Raw genomic sequence first — 19,922 nt, forward strand, 5'->3', positions numbered from 1 at the left:
TCATGGCAACGCTCGAACTTCGCAATGTAAACAAGACCTATGGTGCCGGCCTGCCGGACACCCTGAAGAACATCGAGTTGTCGATCAAGGACGGTGAGTTCCTGATCCTCGTCGGCCCTTCGGGCTGCGGCAAGTCGACGCTGATGAACTGCATCGCCGGCCTTGAAACCATTACCGGCGGCGCGATCATGATCGGTGACCAGGATGTCAGCGGCATGAGTCCGAAGGATCGCGACATCGCCATGGTGTTCCAGTCCTACGCGCTGTACCCGACCATGAGCGTGCGGGAGAACATCGAGTTCGGTCTGAAGATTCGCAAGATGAGCCAGCCGGCCATCGACGAAGAAGTCACCCGCGTGGCCAAGCTGTTGCAGATCGAACACCTGCTCAACCGCAAGCCCGGCCAGTTGTCCGGTGGCCAGCAACAGCGCGTGGCCATGGGCCGGGCGCTGGCGCGGCGGCCGAAGATCTACCTGTTCGACGAACCGCTGTCCAACCTCGACGCCAAGCTGCGGGTCGAGATGCGCACTGAAATGAAACTGATGCACCAGCGCCTGAAGACCACCACGGTCTACGTCACCCACGACCAGATCGAAGCCATGACCCTGGGCGACAAAGTGGCGGTGATGAAGGACGGCATCATCCAGCAGTTCGGCACGCCGAAAGACATCTACACCAACCCGGCCAACCTGTTCGTGGCGAGCTTCATCGGTTCGCCACCGATGAACTTCATCCCCCTGCGCCTGCAACGCAAGGACGGCCGTCTGCTGGCCTTGCTCGACAGCGGCCAGGCTCGTTGTGAGCTGCCGATGGGCATGCAGGATGCGGGTCTGGAAGACCGTGAAGTGATCCTCGGCCTGCGCCCGGAACAGATCATGCTGGCGGGCAACGAGCCCAATGGTTTGCCGACCATTCGCGCCGAAGTCCAGGTCACCGAACCTACCGGACCGGACACGCTGGTGTTCGTCAACCTGAACGACACCAAGGTCTGCTGCCGCCTGGCGCCGGACGTGGCGCCGCAGGTGGGGGAGACCCTGACGCTGCAATTCGATCCTTCGAAAGTGCTGCTGTTCGACGCCAAGTCCGGCGAACGCCTGGGCGTGGCCGGCCAAGTGCAGACAGATGCCCGGACCGCAAACGTAGCGCAGTTCAAAGGCCGATGAAGAACAAATGGGGGAGGGGGCTTTGCTCCCAAACAAGCTCTCTCCCACAAGGGAGTATGCGGTGAGTGGGGGACCATTCGCCGCAATCGTTGTAAACCGCGTTAGATAAAAACAGTTAATAACAATAAAGACGAGGATGTAGGGATGAAGAAGAACAACAACGCCCGGCGTGTCTGCCAATTGTCCGCTGTTGCGGCGATGATGCTGGCCGGTAGTGCGCACGCGGCCGAGGCTTTCAGCGCCGATTCGCAGTGGATGACGGGCGACTGGGGTGGCGAGCGGACCAGGCTGATCGAGCAAGGTATCGATATCAAGGCTGATTTCGTCGGTGAGATGGGGGCCAATCTCGACGGCGGTTACAACGATGACAAGACTGCGCGTTGGTCCCAGCAGTTTGGCTTGGGTGTAGCCCTCGACCTGGAGAAACTGGCAGGTTGGGGTGATACCACGGCCAAGATTCAATTCACTCGCCGTGACGGTCGCAACATCTCCAACGACCGTATCGGTGATCCACGTGCCGGCACCCTCAGCTCTTCCCAGGAAGTCTGGGGCCGTGGGCAAACCACCCGTCTGACGCAGTTGTGGATCAAGCAGCAGTATTTCGACAGTAAGCTGGATGTCAAAGCCGGTTATTACGGGGTCGGTGAAGATTTCAACAGTTTCCCGTGCGAGTTCCAGAACCTGGCGTTCTGCGGTTCGCAAGCGGGTAACTGGGCAACCGGCATCTGGTACAACTGGCCGATCATGCAGGCGGCGATTCGCGTCAAGTACAACCTCACGCCCGAACTCTATGCGCAGATCGGTGCTTACAACCAGAACCCTTCGCAGCTGGAAAACGGAAACCGCTACAAGCTCAGCGGCAGTGGCACCAAGGGCACGCTCATTCCGGTCGAGTTGGTCTGGTCGCCCAAGCTCAATGGCCTGCCAGGCGAATACCGTGTCGGTTACTACAAAAGTACGGCCAAGGCTGACGACGTGCGCGAAGACGACAATGGCCAGGATGCCGCGACAACCGGTAACGCCTACCGCAGCCACAGCAGCAAGGATGGCTACTGGTTCGTGGTGCAGCAACAGCTCACCACCCACAACGGTGATGCATCGCGCGGTCTGAACATTGCGGCCAACGCCACCTTCCATGACAAGGAAACCAACGTCGTCGACAACTACCAGTCGCTGATGTTCGTGTACAAGGGGCCGTTCAATGCGCGTCCTAAAGATGACGTCGGGATTGGTTTTTCCCGCATCCATGTCAACGAAGATGTGAAGAAAAACGCCGAGCTGGTCAACGCGGCCAATGGTGTCAGCGACTACGACGATCCGTTGTTCTCGCCGTTGCGTGGCACCGAATACAACTACGAAATCAACTACGGTTTCCACGTGACCAACTGGCTGACCGTACGCCCTAACCTGCAATACATCACTCATCCGGGTGGTGTGAATGAAGTCGACGACGCGCTGGTCGCCGGTCTGAAAATTCAGTCGGTGTTCTAACGCTGTTGCGATAAGCTCCTCTCTATGTGCGCATATTTGCGGATGGCCAAGGCTGTCCGCTTTTTTTTGTGAGGCCTACAGGCCTGCGGGGATAAATCCCCTCGCCACAAAAAGCTGTCGCATCAATCCAGTTCAATGATTTCCAGGACCGCAGCTCATGCATGAGCATCCGCTACAACGCTTTTTCAGATCCTTGCGCGAGCGCCCGGTGTTTGCGTGGGAGCGCTATCAGCAACGTGATGTGTTGGTGATCGATCATCCTCTGTGCCAGGCGGTGTTCAGTCGCCAGGGCGCGCAGCTATTGCACTTTCAGCCGCGGGGGCAGAAACCCTGGTTGTGGTGTGCGGCCAGGTGGCCACAAGTCGGTGCGATCCGCGGCGGTGTGCCGGTGTGCTGGCCGTGGTATGGCCGTCATCCCAGCGAAAATGCCTGGCCGTCCCATGGCTGGGCACGGTTGATCGACTGGAAACTGCTCGACAGCCGCAGCGATGAATACGGTGTGCACCTGCACTGGCAGCTCCAGTTGTGCGACTGGCAGGTCGATCTGTACGCCGATCTGGGCGAACGCATGGAATTACGCTTGAGCACCGAGCATCAAGACAGCCTGCCGTGCCAATTGAGCCAGGCTCTGCACGCCTATTGGCGTATTGGTGACGTGGGTGAGATAGCGCTGTCTGGGCTTGAAGGCGCGCTGGGCTACGACCAGTTGAACCGTGCAGCCTGCCAGCAGGAAGGCGATTTGCGGGTCGAGGGCGGTTGTCAGCGGGTGTTCCAGCATGAGGGTGAACTGCAGCTTAAAGACCACGCCTGGCAGCGTGAGCTGTGCATCGACACCGGCGCCAGTGCCGATACCGTGGTGTGGCATCCCGGTGCCCGGCCTTTGCTGGGGGTGAGCTGGGATGAGGTGTCGGAGTTCGTCTGCGTCGAAGCGGCCAGCGGTGGCACTGACAGCCTGTGCCTGGCGCCGGGGGAGCGGGCGCATTTGAGTTTGCAGGCGCGGGTGGGGGCTTGATCAAGGGGGGCAGCTGTTGGCCCCATCGCGAGCAGGCTCGCTCCCACAGTGGATCTTCATTGACCGCAGATCCATTGTGGGAGCGAGCCTGCTCGCGATGACGGCCTGTCAGGCGCTCAATTACCCAAGCCAGTTCAGTTGAACTCATCCCCCACCGGATACCGGCTGGCATTGAGGCTTTCTTTGATCTTGCGCAGATGCGGTTGGAAGTCCACACCGCGGCGCAAGGTCATGCCGGTGGCGAGCACGTCCAGCACAGTGAGCTGGATGATCCGCGAGGTCATCGGCATGTAGATGTCGGTGTCTTCGGGCAGCGGGATGTTCAGGCTCAGGGTGCTGGCCTTGGCCAGGGGCGAGCCTTCGGCGGTCAGCCCCAGTACCGACGCGCCGTTCTCCCGGGCGATGCGTGCGACTTCCACCAGCTCGCGGGTACGGCCGGTGTAGGAAATGATCACGAACAGCTCGCCCGTGTGGGCCACTGACGCGATCATCCGCTGCATCAGCACATCGGCGTGGGCGGTCACCGCCAGGTTGAAGCGGAAGAATTTGTGCTGGGCATCCAGCGCCACCGGTGCCGAGGCACCGAGGCCGAAGAAGTGGATCTGCCGGGCCTGGATCAGCAGATCCACGGCACGACTGATCAAATTGGGATCAAGGGCCTGGCAGGCGCTGTCCAATGAGGCAATGGCACTGCCAAAGATTTTTCGGGTGTAGGCTTCCGGGTTGTCATCGGCCTCCACTGCGCGACTGACGTAAGCGGCGCCGCTGGCCAGGCTTTGGGCCAGTTGCAGCTTGAGTTCCGGGTAGCCGCTGACGCCGAATGAGCGGCAGAAGCGGTTGACGGTCGGTTCGCTGACCGAAGCGGCCTGGGCGAGGGCGGCGATGCTGAAGCGGGTGGCCTGCTGTGGGTTGAGCAGGATCACTTCGGCCACTTTGCGTTCTGCCTTGTTCAGGTCTTCAAGGCGACTCTGGATCTGTTCCAGTAAATTTCGCACGCGGTCCATACAAGATTCCTAGAAAGACGGGTCTTTGATACGACCCTTTGCGGTGGCCTATCCTACTGATGGCTCCGGTGTACCACCACTCGGAATCGGTATTTTCGAAAAATGTTGTGGTTATTACTACATTTTTCCTTGAGTGATGCCTTGAAAAAAGGTATTTGTAGCTTAACTTGATAAAAGAACAAACATCATGCATTCGATTACGGTTGAACCGTGCACCTTCGCCTTGTTCGGCGCGTTGGGCGACCTGGCCTTGCGCAAGCTGTTTCCTGCCCTTTATCAGCTCGATGGCGCGGACCTGCTGCACGAGGACACGCGGATCATTGCCCTGGCCCGGGAGCCGGGTAGCGAACAGCAACACTTGGCGTTCATCGCCGCGGAGTTGCGCCGCTACGTGGGCGACAAGGATCTGAACGAGACCGTGGTTGAACGCTTCCTGGGGCGCCTGACTTATCTGCACGTGGATTTCCTCAAGGCCGAGGACTATGTCGCCCTGGCCGAGCAGGCCGGTTCAGCCCAGCAAGTCATTGCCTATTTTGCCACCCCTGCGGCGGTGTATGGAGCGATCTGCGAGAACTTGGCGAAGGTCGGTTTGTGCGAAAACACCCGCGTCGTGCTGGAAAAACCCATCGGCTCGGACCTGGAATCGTCGCGCAAGGTCAACGACGCCGTGGCGCAGTTCTTCCCGGAAAACCGCACCTACCGTATCGACCACTACCTGGGTAAAGAGACGGTCCAGAACCTGATCGCCCTGCGGTTCGCCAACAGCCTGTTCGAAACCCAGTGGAACCAGAATTACATTTCCCATGTGGAAATCACCGTCGCCGAGAAGGTCGGCATCGAAGGCCGGTGGGGCTATTTCGACAAAGCCGGCCAACTGCGCGACATGATCCAGAATCACCTGTTGCAGTTGCTCTGCCTGATTGCCATGGACCCGCCGGCCGACCTGTCCGCCGACAGCATCCGTGACGAGAAGGTCAAAGTGCTCAAGGCCCTGGCCCCCATCAGCCCGGAAGGCCTGACCACTCAGGTGGTGCGCGGCCAGTACATCGCCGGCCACAGCGAGGGCAAGTCGGTGCCGGGTTACCTGGAAGAGCCCAACTCCAACACCCAGAGCGATACCGAAACCTTCGTGGCCCTGCGCGCCGACATTCGCAACTGGCGCTGGGCCGGGGTTCCGTTTTACCTGCGCACCGGCAAGCGTATGCCGCAGAAACTGTCGCAGATCGTCATTCACTTCAAGGAACCGTCCCACTACATCTTCGCCCCCGAGCAGCGCTTGCAGATCAGCAACAAACTGATCATCCGCCTGCAGCCGGACGAAGGGATTTCCTTGCGAGTGATGACCAAGGAGCAAGGCCTGGACAAGGGCATGCAATTGCGCAGCGGTCCGTTGCAACTCAACTTTTCCGACACCTATCGCAGCGCGCGGATTCCCGATGCCTACGAGCGGTTGTTGCTGGAAGTCATGAACGGCAATCAGAACCTGTTTGTCCGTAAAGATGAAATTGAAGCCGCGTGGACGTGGTGTGACCAGTTGATTGCCGGATGGAAGAAATCCGGCGATGCGCCCAAGCCGTATGCGGCCGGGTCCTGGGGGCCAATGAGCTCCATTGCACTGATCACGCGGGACGGGAGGTCATGGTATGGCGATATCTGAAGTGAAACTACCGCAGGGCGTCAGCGCCCACGAATTCAAAACCCCGGTGCTGCTGGCCGAGGGCTTGGCGTTGAAGGTGGCCGAGCAATTACGCGAGGCCATCGAGGCGCGCGGCACGGCGACCCTGGTGGTCTCCGGTGGTCGCAGCCCCGTGGCGTTTTTCCAGAGCCTGGCCAAACAGGCGCTGGACTGGTCGAGCGTGGTGCTGAGCCTGGCCGATGAGCGCTGGGTGCCGGTTGAGCACGCTGACAGCAACGCCGGTCTGCTCAAGCGTTACCTGCTCCAAGGTGCGGCGGCGAAGGCCCAGTTCCTGAGCCTCTACAGCGCCAGCGCCGACCTGGAAGCCGCAGCCGAGCAGGCCGATCGTTTGCTGGCCGAGCTGCCGCCCATCGACGTACTGATATTGGGCATGGGCGATGACGGGCACACCGCCTCGCTGTTCCCCGACAGTCCGAACCTGGCTCAAGCCTTGGATGCCAATGGTGCTCGCCGCTGCTGGCCGATGCTGGCGCCCACCGTGCCGCACCAGCGCCTGACCATGAGTCGCGCTTTGCTGGCCTCGGCGAAACACAAAGTGCTGTCGATTTCCGGTCAGTCGAAATTGACCACCCTGAACGCTGCGGTGGCCGGTGACAATGTCGCCGAAATGCCGATCCGCGCGTTTTTGCAACCTACGTTAGAGATTTACTGGTGCCCATGAACCAAGGATCAGCCGCTATGACAAACCCATCCCCGACCGTTTCCATGGCGGACAAAGTTACCCTGATCGACAGCCTCTGCGCCAAGGCGCGGATTCTGCCGGTGATCACCATCGCCCGTGAGCAGGACATCCTGCCGCTGGCCGATGCCCTGGCCGCCGGCGGCCTGACGGCGCTGGAAGTGACCTTGCGTTCCCAATACGGCCTCAAGGCCATCCAGGTGCTGCGCGAGCAACGTCCGGAACTGGTGACCGGGGCCGGTACGGTGCTGGACCGCCATATGCTGGCCGCTGCCGAGGCTGCCGGTTCGCAGTTCATCGTCACCCCAGGCATCACCCGTGATCTGCTGGAAGCCAGCGTCGACAGCCCGATCCCGTTGCTGCCGGGCATCAGCAACGCCTCCGGCATCATGGAAGGCTACGGCCTGGGTTATCGCCGCTTCAAACTGTTCCCGGCGGAAGTCAGCGGCGGTGTCGCGGCCATCAAGGCCCTGGGCGGCCCGTTCGGCGAAGTGAAATTCTGCCCGACCGGCGGCGTAAGCCCGGCCAATATCAAGAGCTACATGGCGTTGAAAAACGTGATGTGCGTGGGCGGTAGCTGGATGCTTGATCCTGAGTGGATCAAGAACGGCGACTGGGCCCGCATCCAGGAGTGCACCGCCGAGGCGCTGGCGCTGCTGGACTGATTGTCTTACCGAACCTTCGTTGGGTGTTCTACGGTTTTACGGTGCGCTTGGTCGGCGCGCCGTTTTTTTTGCCTGGGTTTTATCGTACCGCGCTGGATGAACGCTGGATTTGTGGCGAGGGGATTTATCCCCGCTGGGGCGCGCAGCGGCCCCGAAACCTGACATCTCGGTGCGTCAGATAGGTTAAGTCCTCCTTGCTGGGCTGCTGCGCCGCCCTGCGGGGATAAATCCCCTCGCCACAACTACATTCGGCTCAGGTTAATCAGCGCCGCAGTCAACCGCTCGATATCCTTCGCCAAGGTGATCAACCCTGGGGTAATGCGAATACACGGCCCGACACTGGTGTTGCGCACCACGGTGAAGATCCCGTAGTCATTGAGCAGTCGATCGGCCATCGCCTGTTGATCGGGCTGGGCGCTGAAGCGCATCGACGTGATGCCACAGTACAGGCGCGGATCGTCCGGCGTCATGATTTCGATCCCCGGTACATCACGCACGGCGTTCACCCACAGGTCGCGCAGATAACTGAGCCGCACGCCCTTGGCCGATGCGCCACCCAATGAGCGGTGCTCCTCCAGGACCAAGGGCAGGGTGAGCAAAGCCGGGATATTGGGCGTGCTGTGGGGCGTTCGCGAGCGCACGTCTGCGGCTGGATAATGATCTTCGTCCATGTCCGGGTCGATGTCGGCCAGCCGTTGCGGTGCGATGTATAAAAAGCCCAGGGCCAGCGGCCCGCCTATCCACTTCTGCAGGTTGAACCCGGCGAATTCGATACCGAGCTTCTTCAGATCGAAATCGATCTGGCCCAGGGCGTGGGCACCGTCGAGAATGATATCGACGCCAAACTCACGGGCGGTTTCGGCAATGGCCTGGACCGGCATCACCAGCCCAGTGAGGTGGTTGACGTAGGTCAGCGCCATCAGCTTGAGGCGCGGGTAACGAATGAACGCTTGGCGATAAGTGCCCACCAGGCTTTCGAAACTGGCGGGGTGCGGGTGGACGAGTTCAATCACCTCTACGCCACGCTGCCGGGCCAGCCAGCGCATTGCGCTTTTAACCGACGCGTATTCCAGATCACAGATCAGCACCTGATCGCCAGGCTTGAGACCGTTGTAGTTGCGAATCAGCGTTTGCAGGGCGTCTCCGGCACTGTTGGCCAGCGCTACGCTAGCGGGGGACGCGTGGATCAGTTGCGCCACTTGCTGGCGAATCGCTTCGCCATGGTCCCGGTCGAAATGCTGGCGCACGTACACCGAGTTACCGCGATTGACGAACTCAATATTGCGTTGGTACTCCTCGACCACGGTCCGGGACATGCGGCCGAAGTAGCCGTTTTCCAGATTGAGCGGCCCATTGGGGTCGACATCGTAGCGACCCACAAAAGTTTCCCAGAAAGCTTCATCGTGGGCGCGCAGGGTGTTCTCGGGCATGGCGTGGCTCAATCAATGTTGGGGCTTGGGTTTGCCGTGTTTGGCACGCAGGGGGTCAAGCAGATCCGACAGACCGTTGTGGTCGATCTCCTGCATCAGCGCCAGCAAACCGCCCAGTTCCCCGTGAGGAAAACCCTCGCGAGCGAACCAGTTCAGGTATTGCCCGGGCAGGTCGGCCAGGATTCGGCCTTTGTATTTGCCGAAGGGCATCTGGCGTGTCACCAGCAGTTCGAGCTTTTCCGGGTTCATGGTAGGGGTCTTGATTCAGTCAGCCTGGAAAATACAGGCATTCTGCATGCAGGCCAAATGACAGATCATGCAAAGAACACGGATACAGTTATCGAGCGATTGATTAAGTTATTGATTTTTAGTGATTTTATTTGTGAATGCGGCTGGCACGACCGATGCAATATTCCTTGTAGGTTTTTTATTCACCAAGCAAAGGAATTGAAAAATGACCGACATCAACAAAGAATCCATCTCCGTCCTGAACGACCTGATCGAAACCAGCAAAGATGGTCAGGAAGGTTTCAAGACTTGCGCTGAAGACATCAAGCATCCACAACTCAAGTCGTTGTTCGTCCAGCGCGCCGCAGACTGCGCCGCCGCCGCGGCTGAGCTGCAAGCTGCCGTACGGGCGCTGGGTGGCGACCCGGAAACTTCCACCAGCGTTGCCGGTGATATGCATCGCCGTTGGGTGGACGTGAAATCCATGTTCACTGGCAAGGACGAAGAAGCAGTGCTCAACGAAGCCGAGCGCGGTGAAGACCATGCCCTTAAGGCTTACAAAGAAGCCATGGAGAAAATCAGCAAGCACAACCTGGTAGGTATTCGCGACCTGGTTGAGCGTCAGTTCCATGGCGTGCAGCGTAACCATGACCAGGTAAAAGCCCTGCGTAATCAGGCGCGCGCCAGCTAAACACGCGCGCTGTACAAAAAAACGCCAGCCTGTCTGGCGTTTTTTTATGCCGATCATGTAACCGTGGCTCTGGACTCAAATAGATAGCCAGCTAATAATTGCACCCTCCATCACCCTTTATTGCATCTATCGTTACTGCGTCCCCAGAAGAGTTTTTCGCGTGCCCATTACTTTCCAGGCCCTGTTCGCTCCCGACCGCCTCGCTGTGCAATTCGCCGTCAAGACCGTGCTTGGTGGTGGCTTGGCGCTTTGGCTGGCCTTGCGCTGGGGCCTGGAGCAGCCTTCATGGGCGTTGATGACCGCGATCATCGTGGCGCAACCGCTGTCCGGGATGGTGGTGCAGAAAGGTTTGGCGCGATTGGTCGGCACGCTGGTGGGCACCGTCATGTCGGTGGTGTTCATGGGGCTGTTTGCTCAGGCACCGTGGTTGTTCCTACTGGCGCTGGCCGTGTGGCTGGGCTTGTGCACGGCTTGCTCCACACTGCTGCGCAGCGCCTGGTCCTATTCGTTCGTGCTGGCCGGTTACACAGTGGCAATCATTGCCTTGCCGGCCATTTCCCATCCGCTGGGGGTGTTCGATCAGGCCGTGGCGCGCTGTACGGAGATCAGTCTGGGCATTGTCTGCGCCACGGCGGCCAGCGCGTTGCTCTGGCCGTTGCGGGTCGAGCGGCAATTGGCCGATCAGGCCCGTGTCGCCTGGCAGAGCGGCATGCAGGCGGCCCGTGCCACCCTGACGGGCGACGCCCAGGCCCGTAAAGGACTGTTGGAAATCCTCGGCAAGATCGTCGCCGTGGACGCCCAGCGTGAACACGCCTGGTTCGAAGGCAGCCTGGGTCGGCAACGGGCTCGGGCCATCAGCGCTCTGAGCCAGAAACTGTTGATGCTGCTGCGCATCTCCCGCTCGGTTCGGCGGCAATGGAAACAACTCGATCCTGAGGAAGCCGAGGCCCTCAAGCCGTGGATGAGCGAGGTGCAACAAGCCCTCGACGCCGACAGCGCGACCCTGCAAGCCTTGCGACCACGGGTGCTGGATGCATCCCACGATCCACTGATCAGCCCGGCGCAAAGTTATTGCCTGGCCCGCTTCGCCTTGTTGCTCGATACCGCCCTGGCTGCCTGCGCAGCCTTGAAGGCGGTGCAAGAGGGCAGGGAGGCGGTGGATCCGCCTCGCACCCTGGCGCCCCATCGTGACCTGCCCCTGGCCATGGTCTTTGGTGCGCGTAGCGCCCTGGCGTTTCTGGCGGTCGCCTGTTTCTGGCTGGCGACTGCCTGGCCCGCCGCCTCAGGCGCGCTGGTGCTCACCTGCGTGGTGTGCAGTCTGTTCGCCAGTCGCGAAAACGGCGCGCAGATCGGCATGAGTTTTCTTCGGGGAATTCTGTTGGCGGTGCCGACGGCGTTTGTCATCGGTGAGATTTTGCTGCCGCAGTGGAGCAGTTTTGCGATGTTGTGCATGGCCATGGGCGTGCCGCTGTTCCTGGGAGCGCTGGGTATGGCCAAGCCGCAGATTTTCGCCACGGCCACCTCGTTCTGTCTGCATTTCGTGGTGCTGATATCGCCGCTCAACGCCATGAAATATGACGTGGCGGCGTTCTTCAACAATGCTCAAGCGATGATGATCGGTGTGGGTGCGGCGGTGTTGGCCTTCAACCTGCTGATTCTGCGCGATCCGGCCTGGCATAGCCGGCGCCTGCTGGCCGCCACGCTGGATGATCTGGTGCGGTTGACGCGCCGTAGCCTGCGGGGCGCCGAGAGCTGGTTCGGCGGACGCATGGCTGATCGGCTGTTGCAACTGGCGCGGCATTATCCCGAACTGCCGGTGCCGGCGCGTAGCCGTTGGGATGACGGATTGCTTGGCCTGGACATGGGTGACGAGTTGCTGCACCTGCGTTTGAGTCTGGCCGTCGCCCAAATGCCCGACAACCGGGCCCAGCGCCGTTACTTCGATGCGCTGGAGCAGGTGCTTGAGCGCGGCCCGGCAGTTGATCAGGCCGAAGCACTCGGCCCGGCGAGCGACGAGTTCCTGAAGGTGTTGTCGACGCAACCGCCCGGCGATGCGCTGAAACTGGCCCAGGGTGCGGTGGTGCAATTGCAGAACAGCTGGCGCGCCTGGTGCCGTCAGCACGAACCTGAACAACGGGAGCAGAGCCATGGGCTTGCGTGAGTGGTCGATAGGCGGGGTATTGCTCAGCCCGTTCTTGATTTATGTGGTGCTGGCCTTGCTGGTGACCGGTGGGCTTCGCCTGTTGCTCAGCCTCGTGCCGGCCGGGCGCTGGATCTGGCATGAAGCCTTGTTCGACTGCGCCCTGTATGTCTGTGTCCTGACTGTTATTACCGTGGTCCTCGGACCGCTATAAGGAGTTGAACATGCGTACTTCCGTACGTGTTGCCGTCACGCTGAGCGTGGTGGCCGTGGCGATCTTCGCCGGGTTTCATCTGTGGCAGTACTACATGCTCACGCCCTGGACCCGGGATGCGCGGATTCGCGCCGACGTGGTGGTGATCGCCCCCGACGTGTCAGGTTGGGTGCGCGAGCTCAAGGCGGTGGATAACCAGCAGGTCAAGGCCGGCGATGTATTGCTGAGCATCGACCGCGAACGTTTCGAGGCCGCGCTGGAGAAAGCTCGGGCGGTGGTCCAGACCCGGCAGCAGCAACTGAGTTTGCGTGAACACGAAGCCAGTCGACGCGCCGCTCTGGGGCCCCAGGCTATCAGCGCCGAGTTGCGGGAAAACGCCCAGATCAACGCCGGCATCGCCCGGGGCGAACTGCGCGAGGCCCAGGCCGAGGCCAAGGTCGCCGAACTCAACCTGGCCCGCAGCCAGGTCCTGGCCCCACGGGGCGGCCATATCACCAACCTGCGCCTGGCCGAGGGCAACTACGTGAATGCCGGACAACCGGTCATGGCGCTGATCGACGATTCAACGTTTTATGTGCAGGCCTATTTCGAAGAAACCAAACTGCCCAGGATCCGCGTGGGCGATCCGGTCAAGGTCTGGTTGATGAGCGCCGGTCATGCCCTGCAAGGCCACGTCGAAAGCATCAGCCGCGGCATTACCGACCGCAATACCAATCCCGATGCGCAGTTGCTGGCGGAGGTCGAGCCGACCTTCAATTGGGTGCGCCTGGCCCAGCGGATTCCGGTGCGGATCAAGCTGGACAAGGTGCCTGAAGGGGTAAACCTGAGCGCGGGGATGACGGCGAGCGTGCAGGTGCGTGAAGACTTGCAATAACTTTGTGGCGAGGGGATTTATCCCCGCTGGGGCGCGAAGCGGCCCCAATATCTCAAGACCTCTGAGGTGTGTCTGCCCGAGTGCAGGGGGCTGCTTCGCAGCCCAGCGGGGATAAATCCCCTCGCCACAGGTCATTCACTTTAGATAGTGGTAATCAACCGACAGTAATCGCCGGCAGCGTCGGCAAGGTCACGGTCTGCTGCTTGCGTGGCGCGAGGATTTCCGCTTCGCCGTCCACCACCAGCTCGTCGCGCTGATTGAACACGCGAGTGGCAATGCGTACGCGAAATTTCGGCAGTTTCTCAAGGATCTCCAAGCGCACGGTCAGGGTGTCGCCAATCTTCACCGGCTTCTGGAAGCTCATCTGCTGGCCGATATAGATGGTGCCCGGCCCAGGCAGCTCGCAGGCCACCGCCGCGCTGATCAGCGCACCGCTGAACATGCCATGGGCGATGCGCTCCTTGAACATGCTCGCCGCAGCGAATTCGGCATCCAGGTGCACCGGGTTGTGATCGCCCGACATGGCGGCGAACAGCTGGATGTCGCGCTCTTCGACGGTCTTGCTGTAGCTGGCGGTCTGGCCGACTTCGAGGGCTTCGTAGGGGATGTTGGTAACCTGGGTCATCTATCAAATCCTGTGACGAGTAAAGGAAAACGCTGCAAACCTATTCGCTGCGTGGCGGTCGCTTGTGACTCAGGGCCTGGGCAATCCAGGCCAGCACGTCGGCCGTCACTTCATCGCGGTTGGTTTCATTGAACAGTTCGTGCCGGGCTTGCGGGTAAATCGTCAATTGCAAGTGCTGGCTGCCGGCGCCGCGCAGGGCGTCGGCCAGATCCTTGAGACGTTTGCCTTCACTCACCGGATCACATTCACCGCCGATCACCAGCAGGGGCAGGCCCGGATCGATCTGGGCGAGATTGGACGCTTTGCTGATCTGCTGCAACCCGCCGAGCAGGTCGACCCACAACTGATTGGTGCAACGAAAGCCGCACAGCGGGTCGAGGCGGTACTTGTCGACCTCGGCCGGGTCGCGGCTGAGCCAGTCGAAGGGGGTACGCGTGGGTTTGAATTTCTTATTGAAACTGCCGAAGGACAGCCACTCGATCAGGGCGCTGCGGCCCTTTGGGCCCTGGCGCATGCGCTCGAAACAGGCGATCAGGCGCGCGGCACGATAGAGCGCCACGGGCTGGAAATTCGAACCGCTGAGAATCGCCCCGTGCAGACTGGCGCTGTGATGTAACAGGTAACCCTGGGCGATGTAGCTGCCCATGCTGTGACCCAGCAATACAATGGGAACATCGGGGTGTTGCTGGCCGATGTGTTGATTGAGGCTGGCCAGGTCGCCGACCACCTTGGCCCAGCCATCCTCGTCGGCAAAATGGCCAAGCGTCGCTGCTTCGCCGGTTTTGCCATGGCCGCGCAGGTCCGGCGCGTAGACACCGTAGCCTGCATCGCACAGCGCCCGGGCCAGACGCGCGTAGCGGCCGCTGTGTTCGGCCATGCCGTGGGCCAGCATGATCACCGCTTCAGGGGCGGTTTCAGGCAGCCACTGATTGACGAACAGGCGGGTGTGGTCGGTGGCGGTGAGCATGAACGTTTGGTGGATCATGGTCATTCCTTTACTCACGGGCATACACAAGGGCAAACACAGCGTCGCTGCATTGTATAGCGCATCCGTTGCGTCTCGCCTGATCAAGTCACGTTACGTTACGTCGTGGCAGGTAGATTCACACAATCTATGAAGCAGGTTGCCATATTTGCCTGATTGGCCATAGCTGCTAGTGTCCCAAGAGCACCGCCTGTGCAAGAGCCACAGAAGCGGCCCGGACACGTTCAGGTAAAGAGGATAAAAACAATGCAGCCTGATTTCTGGAATGACAAACGCCCGGCCGGCGTGCCCCTGGACATTGACGTGGGGGCCTACAAATCGGTGATCGAGGTGTTCGAGCGTTCCTGCAAGAAATTCGCCGACCGTCCGGCGTTCAGCAACATGGGGGTTACCCTGACCTATGCCGAACTCGAGCGCTACAGCGCTGCCTTCGCCGGCTACCTGCAAGCCCATACCGACCTGGCGCCTGGCGATCGTATCGCGGTGCAGATGCCCAATGTCCTGCAATACCCCATCGCCGTGTTCGGTGCCTTGCGCGCCGGGCTGATCGTGGTCAACACCAACCCGTTGTATACCCCGCGGGAAATGCGCCACCAGTTCAAGGACTCCGGCGCCCGGGCACTGGTGTACATGAACCTGTTCGGACAGAAAGTCCAGGAGGTGCTGCCCGACACCGATCTGCAGTATCTCATCGAGGCGAAGATGGGCGACCTGATGCCAACTGCCAAGGGCTGGCTGGTCAATACGCTGGTGAGCAAGGTCAAGAAGATGGTCCCTGACTATTCGCTGCCCCAGGCCGTTTCCTTCAAGAGCACGTTGCGCCTGGGGCGGGGCCATGGCATCAAACCGCTGAAAGTCAGCCTCGAGGACATCGCGGTGCTGCAATACACCGGCGGCACCACCGGCCTTGCCAAGGGGGCGATGCTGACCCATGGCAACCTGGTAGCGAACATGCAGCAGGCCCGGGCATGCCTGGGCCAGTTCGGCGACGACGGCCAACCGTTGCTGCGCGAAGGCCAGGAGGTGATGATCGCGCCGCTGCCGCTGTACCACATCTATGCCTTCACGGCGAATTGCATGTGCATGATGGTCACCGGCAACCACAACGTGCTGATCACCAATCCGCGGGACATCGGTGGCTTTATCAAGGAGCTGAAGAATTGGCGTTTCTCGGCGCTGCTGGGGCTCAACACGCTGTTCGTGGCGCTGATGGACCATCCGGATTTCAAGACCCTGGATTTCTCCAGCCTCAAGCTCACCAACTCCGGTGGTACTGCGCTGGTCAAGGCCACCGCCGAGCGTTGGGAACAGCTCACCGGCTGCCGGATCACCGAAGGCTATGGCCTGACCGAAACCTCGCCGGTGGCCTGCACCAACCCTTATGGCACCAAGTCCCGGCTGGGCACGGTGGGGCTGCCGGTGCCGGGCACGCTCATGAAAGTGGTCAGCGACGACGGCGCCGAACAGCCACTGGGCGAGCGCGGTGAGTTGTGCATCAAGGGCCCGCAAATCATGAAAGGCTACTGGAACAAACCCGAAGCCACCGCCGAGGTGCTGGACAGCGAAGGCTGGTTCAAATCCGGTGACATCGCGGTGATCGACCCGGACGGTTTCGTGCGCATCGTCGATCGCAAGAAAGACATGATCATCGTCTCGGGTTTCAACGTATACCCCAACGAAATCGAAGACGTGGTGATGGCCCATCCGAAAGTTGCCAACTGCGCGGTGATCGGTGTGCCGGACGAACGTTCGGGGGAGGCGGTGAAACTGTTCGTGGTGCCACGCGAAACGGGCGTCAGCCTTGAGGAGCTCAAGGCTTACTGCAAGGAGAACTTCACCGGCTACAAGATACCCAAGCACATCGTGCTGCGAGAGTCGTTGCCGATGACGCCAGTGGGCAAGATATTGCGGCGGGAGTTGCGGGATATCGCCTGAGGCCGGCCATCCTTTGGAATAAACCCTGTGGGAGCGAGCCTGCTCGCGATGGCGGTGTATCAGTGACAGAGATGTCGACTGAGGCGCCGCCATCGCGAGCAGGCTCGCTCCCACGGTTTTTATGTATTCGCAGTGATTAACCAGTGCTTAGTATTTTTACTCTAAAAATGACCACTGCATATTCTTGAGTCATATTTATGACTATAGGGGCCACTTTTGGCTCTAGGCGACCCTTGGCAAAGCTGCTACTCTCGGCGCGCTTTTGTGACTTCTCGGCGTTGAATTAGGCCAGATTCACCAATAAACACACACCAATAATAATCGCATCAAATGCGGTGAGAATTCGCGTTGCTGAGGAGTGGGCTTCCATGATCGAAGACTTTTGGAAGGATAAGTACCCAGCTGGGATTGCTGCCGACATCAATCCAGACGAGTATCCGAATATTCAGGCGGTGTTGAAGCAGTCCTGCCAACGCTTCGCCGACAAGCCGGCATTCAGCAACCTGGGCAAGACAATTACCTACGGGGAACTGTATGAATTGTCCGGTGCCTTTGCTGCGTATCTGCAACAGCATACCGACTTGCAGCCTGGCGATCGAATCGCCGTGCAACTGCCCAACGTTCTCCAGTACCCGGTTGCCGTGTTCGGTGCGATTCGCGCCGGCCTGATCGTGGTCAACACCAACCCGCTGTACACCGCGCGGGAAATGGAACACCAGTTCAATGACTCCGGTGCCAAGGCGCTGGTGTGCCTGGCGAACATGGCGCACCTGGCCGAGGCTGTGGTGCCCAAGACGGGCGTCAAGCATGTGATCGTCACCGAAGTTGCCGATTTGCTGCCGCCACTCAAGCGTCTGCTGATCAACAGCGTGATCAAGTACGTCAAGAAGATGGTCCCCGCTTATCACTTGCCCAAGGCCATCAAGTTCAACGATGTGCTGAGCAAGGGCCACGGCCAGCCAGTGACCGAAGCCAACCCCACCAGTGACGACGTGGCCGTGTTGCAGTACACCGGCGGCACCACTGGCGTGGCCAAGGGCGCGATGCTGACCCATCGCAACCTGGTGGCGAACATGTTGCAGTGCAAGGCGCTGATGGGGTCCAACCTCAACGAAGGTTGCGAGGTCCTGATCACGCCGCTGCCGCTGTATCACATCTACGCTTTCACCTTCCATTGCATGGCGATGATGCTGATCGGCAACCACAATATCCTGATCAGCAACCCGCGCGACCTCCCGGCGATGGTCAAGGAACTGTCGAAGTGGAAGTTCAGCGGTTTTGTCGGTCTCAACACGTTGTTCGTGGCCCTGTGCAACAACGAAGCCTTCCGCAACCTGGATTTCTCGGCAATGAAGGTGACGTTGTCCGGTGGCATGGCCCTGCAACTGGCGGCGGCCGAGCGCTGGAAAGAGGTTACCGGCTGCCCGATCTGCGAAGGTTATGGCATGACCGAAACCAGCCCGGTCGCCACGGTCAACCCGATCCAGAAAATCCAGATTGGCACCATCGGCATTCCGGTGCCGTCGACGCTGTGCAAGATTATCAATGACGCCGGCGAAGAACTGCCATTGGGCGAAATCGGTGAACTGTGTGTGAAAGGTCCACAGGTCATGAAGGGCTACTGGCAGCGCCAGGACGCCACCGACGAGATCCTCGACAGCGAAGGCTGGCTCAAGACCGGCGATATCGCGCTGATCCAGCCGGACGGCTACATGCGCATCGTCGATCGCAAGAAAGACATGATCCTGATCTCCGGTTTCAACGTATACCCCAACGAGCTGGAAGACGTGCTGGCGACCTTGCCGGGCGTCCTGCAGTGCGCGGCCATCGGTGTACCGGACGAAAAATCCGGCGAGGCAATCAAGATTTTCATTGTGCCCCGCCCGGGTGTCACGCTGACCAAAGAGCAGGTGATGGAACACATGCGCGCCAACGTCACGGGCTACAAAGTGCCCAAGGCGGTGGAATTCCGCGACGCGCTGCCGACCACCAACGTGGGCAAGATCCTGCGACGCGAGTTGCGTGATGAAGAACTGAAGAAGTTGGGTCTGAAGAAGTAAAACCGCTGCCAACAAAAAGCCCCGCCAGTGCGGGGCTTTTTGTTTGGTATTGCCCTGGCAGGCCCCAAAAATCTGTGGCGAGGGGATTTATCCCCGCTGGGTTGCGCAGCAACCCCCCTGCGTCTTGTATGACAGATTGGTGTGGCTCATGAAAGCGTGGGGCTGCTTCATAGTCCAGCGGGGATAAATCCCCTCGCCACAGGAAGCCCGGCAGCTTATACGGATTGGTTACAACCGAAACTGCGCAAAATCCAGGTTGGTGCCACCCGGGCGCATGTCCTGCAGGTACGAATCCTTGTCGGCGCTCAGCTCCAGGCTCAGGGCCGCCTTGCGCTTGCCCTGGTTGCGTACTTCCAGGCCTTCCATTTTTTCGCGCAGGAACACGGTCGGTACCTTCAGGTGCAGCAGCTCATCGGTGGCCGGCGTGTGCAGCAGCAGGTGGATCCATTCGTACTGACCGATGGCCAGGCGTGCCACCGGGATATCGAACCAGAAGATGTTGCGGTTGCGGTTCAATTCGCTGAAGTGGCAGTTATTGACGCCCAGTACGGCGCCGCCCAGTTCCTGGTTTCTGCGGGCGATGGCCTGCTTTTTATCGAGTTTCATAACGTTCCTACGAGATTGGAGCTTCAGGTCGCAGCCTGAATACGTGGGGCATTCTCGGGGGTGGATCGGCAAACATAAAGCGCAACCTGCATCTGACGATGAAATGCGCTGCTGAAAAAATGAAACTCCCCGCAAACGGCCTCGGTCAACCCTTATGTAATGACTTTTCGTACAGTTGTTCACAGGAGAGACATCATGGGTAGCACGAGCGATAAAGTGAAGGGCGTTGCCAACGAAGCCGTCGGCAACATCAAGCAAGGCGTCGGCAAGGCCACCGACAATGACCGCATGCGCGCTGAGGGCGTGGTCCAGGAGAAAAAAGGTGAGGTTCAGCAAAACGTGGGCAAGGCCAAGGACGCAGTCAAGAAAGGCGTTGACGAGGCATAACCGGCCTGTTGAATAACCGATTGGAACGGCCATCCGC

Annotated in this window: 19 protein-coding genes; 13 read left to right on the forward strand and 6 right to left on the reverse strand. The window is 60.0% G+C overall.

The features are described from left to right. Nucleotides 1-2: 2 nt before the first annotated feature. From T3A99_RS22580 to T3A99_RS22590, 3 genes are all read left to right on the forward strand, one after another. On the forward strand, nucleotides 3-1,163 hold the full coding sequence (locus T3A99_RS22580; RefSeq protein ID WP_047228359.1) for an ABC transporter ATP-binding protein: 1,161 nt from the start codon (nucleotides 3-5) through the stop codon (nucleotides 1,161-1,163). A gap of 144 nt (nucleotides 1,164-1,307) precedes the next feature. Continuing rightward, complete coding sequence (locus T3A99_RS22585) at nucleotides 1,308-2,654, forward strand: carbohydrate porin (RefSeq protein ID WP_047228358.1); 1,347 nt, start codon at nucleotides 1,308-1,310, stop codon at nucleotides 2,652-2,654. A 157-nt stretch (nucleotides 2,655-2,811) separates the two neighbouring features. Continuing rightward, nucleotides 2,812-3,666: a D-hexose-6-phosphate mutarotase gene (locus T3A99_RS22590; RefSeq protein ID WP_274090911.1), complete on the forward strand. Its 855-nt coding sequence runs from the start codon at nucleotides 2,812-2,814 to the stop codon at nucleotides 3,664-3,666. Nucleotides 3,667-3,800: 134 nt separating this feature from the next. Here T3A99_RS22590 and T3A99_RS22595 read toward each other — a convergent pair whose 3' ends face one another. Beyond that, a complete protein-coding gene (locus T3A99_RS22595) occupies nucleotides 3,801-4,661 on the reverse strand; it encodes a MurR/RpiR family transcriptional regulator (RefSeq protein WP_171061416.1) in 861 nt (286 codons plus the stop codon). Nucleotides 4,662-4,857: 196 nt separating this feature from the next. Between T3A99_RS22595 and zwf the strand changes: the two genes are divergently transcribed. Genes zwf through T3A99_RS22610 form a run of 3 tightly spaced genes read left to right on the forward strand, consistent with a single transcriptional unit; the run spans nucleotide 4,858 to nucleotide 7,710 of the window. Next, nucleotides 4,858-6,327, forward strand: a complete 1,470-nt coding sequence (gene zwf, locus T3A99_RS22600; protein WP_047228356.1) for a glucose-6-phosphate dehydrogenase — start codon at nucleotides 4,858-4,860, stop codon at nucleotides 6,325-6,327. After that, nucleotides 6,314-7,027 (forward strand): 6-phosphogluconolactonase, encoded by a 714-nt coding sequence (gene pgl, locus T3A99_RS22605; protein WP_047228355.1) that lies wholly within the window; start codon nucleotides 6,314-6,316, stop codon nucleotides 7,025-7,027. The genes zwf and pgl overlap by 14 nt, the downstream gene beginning before the upstream one ends. Before the next feature lie 17 nt (nucleotides 7,028-7,044). After that, nucleotides 7,045-7,710, forward strand: a complete 666-nt coding sequence (locus T3A99_RS22610; protein ID WP_047228354.1) for a bifunctional 4-hydroxy-2-oxoglutarate aldolase/2-dehydro-3-deoxy-phosphogluconate aldolase — start codon at nucleotides 7,045-7,047, stop codon at nucleotides 7,708-7,710. 242 nt (nucleotides 7,711-7,952) lie between these two features. On the opposite strand, the gene T3A99_RS22615 is transcribed toward T3A99_RS22610, so the two are convergent. Next, nucleotides 7,953-9,140 (reverse strand): aminotransferase class V-fold PLP-dependent enzyme, encoded by a 1,188-nt coding sequence (locus tag T3A99_RS22615; RefSeq protein ID WP_281459479.1) that lies wholly within the window; start codon nucleotides 9,138-9,140, stop codon nucleotides 7,953-7,955. A gap of 12 nt (nucleotides 9,141-9,152) precedes the next feature. After that, nucleotides 9,153-9,389 carry a DUF3820 family protein gene (locus tag T3A99_RS22620; RefSeq protein WP_047228352.1) on the reverse strand — a complete coding sequence of 79 codons (237 nt, stop codon included), beginning with the start codon at nucleotides 9,387-9,389 and terminating at the stop codon, nucleotides 9,153-9,155. A 205-nt stretch (nucleotides 9,390-9,594) separates the two neighbouring features. Between T3A99_RS22620 and T3A99_RS22625 the strand changes: the two genes are divergently transcribed. The 4 genes from T3A99_RS22625 to T3A99_RS22640 all read left to right on the forward strand — a co-directional run bounded on the left by T3A99_RS22625 (nucleotide 9,595) and on the right by T3A99_RS22640 (nucleotide 13,287). Continuing rightward, a complete protein-coding gene (locus tag T3A99_RS22625) occupies nucleotides 9,595-10,059 on the forward strand; it encodes a PA2169 family four-helix-bundle protein (RefSeq protein WP_322834819.1) in 465 nt (154 codons plus the stop codon). Nucleotides 10,060-10,219: 160 nt separating this feature from the next. Continuing rightward, nucleotides 10,220-12,220, forward strand: a complete 2,001-nt coding sequence (locus T3A99_RS22630; protein ID WP_322834820.1) for an FUSC family protein — start codon at nucleotides 10,220-10,222, stop codon at nucleotides 12,218-12,220. Continuing rightward, entirely contained in the window at nucleotides 12,207-12,413 is a 207-nt protein-coding gene (locus T3A99_RS22635; RefSeq protein WP_047228349.1) for a DUF1656 domain-containing protein, read from the forward strand. The genes T3A99_RS22630 and T3A99_RS22635 overlap by 14 nt, the downstream gene beginning before the upstream one ends. Nucleotides 12,414-12,423: 10 nt before the next feature. Then, nucleotides 12,424-13,287: an HlyD family secretion protein gene (locus T3A99_RS22640; RefSeq protein WP_047228348.1), complete on the forward strand. Its 864-nt coding sequence runs from the start codon at nucleotides 12,424-12,426 to the stop codon at nucleotides 13,285-13,287. A gap of 154 nt (nucleotides 13,288-13,441) precedes the next feature. Here T3A99_RS22640 and T3A99_RS22645 read toward each other — a convergent pair whose 3' ends face one another. Further along, a complete protein-coding gene (locus T3A99_RS22645; RefSeq protein WP_003184579.1) occupies nucleotides 13,442-13,912 on the reverse strand; it encodes a MaoC family dehydratase in 471 nt (156 codons plus the stop codon). 40 nt (nucleotides 13,913-13,952) lie between these two features. Beyond that, nucleotides 13,953-14,897 (reverse strand): alpha/beta hydrolase, encoded by a 945-nt coding sequence (locus tag T3A99_RS22650; RefSeq protein ID WP_047228347.1) that lies wholly within the window; start codon nucleotides 14,895-14,897, stop codon nucleotides 13,953-13,955. A gap of 246 nt (nucleotides 14,898-15,143) precedes the next feature. Between T3A99_RS22650 and fadD2 the strand changes: the two genes are divergently transcribed. Continuing rightward, nucleotides 15,144-16,832 (forward strand): long-chain-fatty-acid--CoA ligase FadD2, encoded by a 1,689-nt coding sequence (gene fadD2, locus T3A99_RS22655; RefSeq protein WP_047228346.1) that lies wholly within the window; start codon nucleotides 15,144-15,146, stop codon nucleotides 16,830-16,832. Nucleotides 16,833-17,200: 368 nt separating this feature from the next. Next, complete coding sequence (gene fadD1, locus T3A99_RS22660) at nucleotides 17,201-18,892, forward strand: long-chain-fatty-acid--CoA ligase FadD1 (protein WP_076386040.1); 1,692 nt, start codon at nucleotides 17,201-17,203, stop codon at nucleotides 18,890-18,892. Between the two features lie 228 nt (nucleotides 18,893-19,120). Here fadD1 and T3A99_RS22665 read toward each other — a convergent pair whose 3' ends face one another. Further along, nucleotides 19,121-19,498, reverse strand: a complete 378-nt coding sequence (locus T3A99_RS22665) for a hypothetical protein (RefSeq protein WP_030139341.1) — start codon at nucleotides 19,496-19,498, stop codon at nucleotides 19,121-19,123. A 195-nt stretch (nucleotides 19,499-19,693) separates the two neighbouring features. Between T3A99_RS22665 and T3A99_RS22670 the strand changes: the two genes are divergently transcribed. Next, nucleotides 19,694-19,885 carry a CsbD family protein gene (locus tag T3A99_RS22670; RefSeq protein WP_047228344.1) on the forward strand — a complete coding sequence of 64 codons (192 nt, stop codon included), beginning with the start codon at nucleotides 19,694-19,696 and terminating at the stop codon, nucleotides 19,883-19,885. The last annotated feature ends 37 nt before the right edge of the window (nucleotides 19,886-19,922 follow it).

Origin of the sequence: Pseudomonas sp. N-137, from assembly GCF_034555295.1 — a bacterium.
Classification (GTDB): Bacteria; Pseudomonadota; Gammaproteobacteria; order Pseudomonadales; family Pseudomonadaceae; genus Aquipseudomonas; species Aquipseudomonas rhizophila.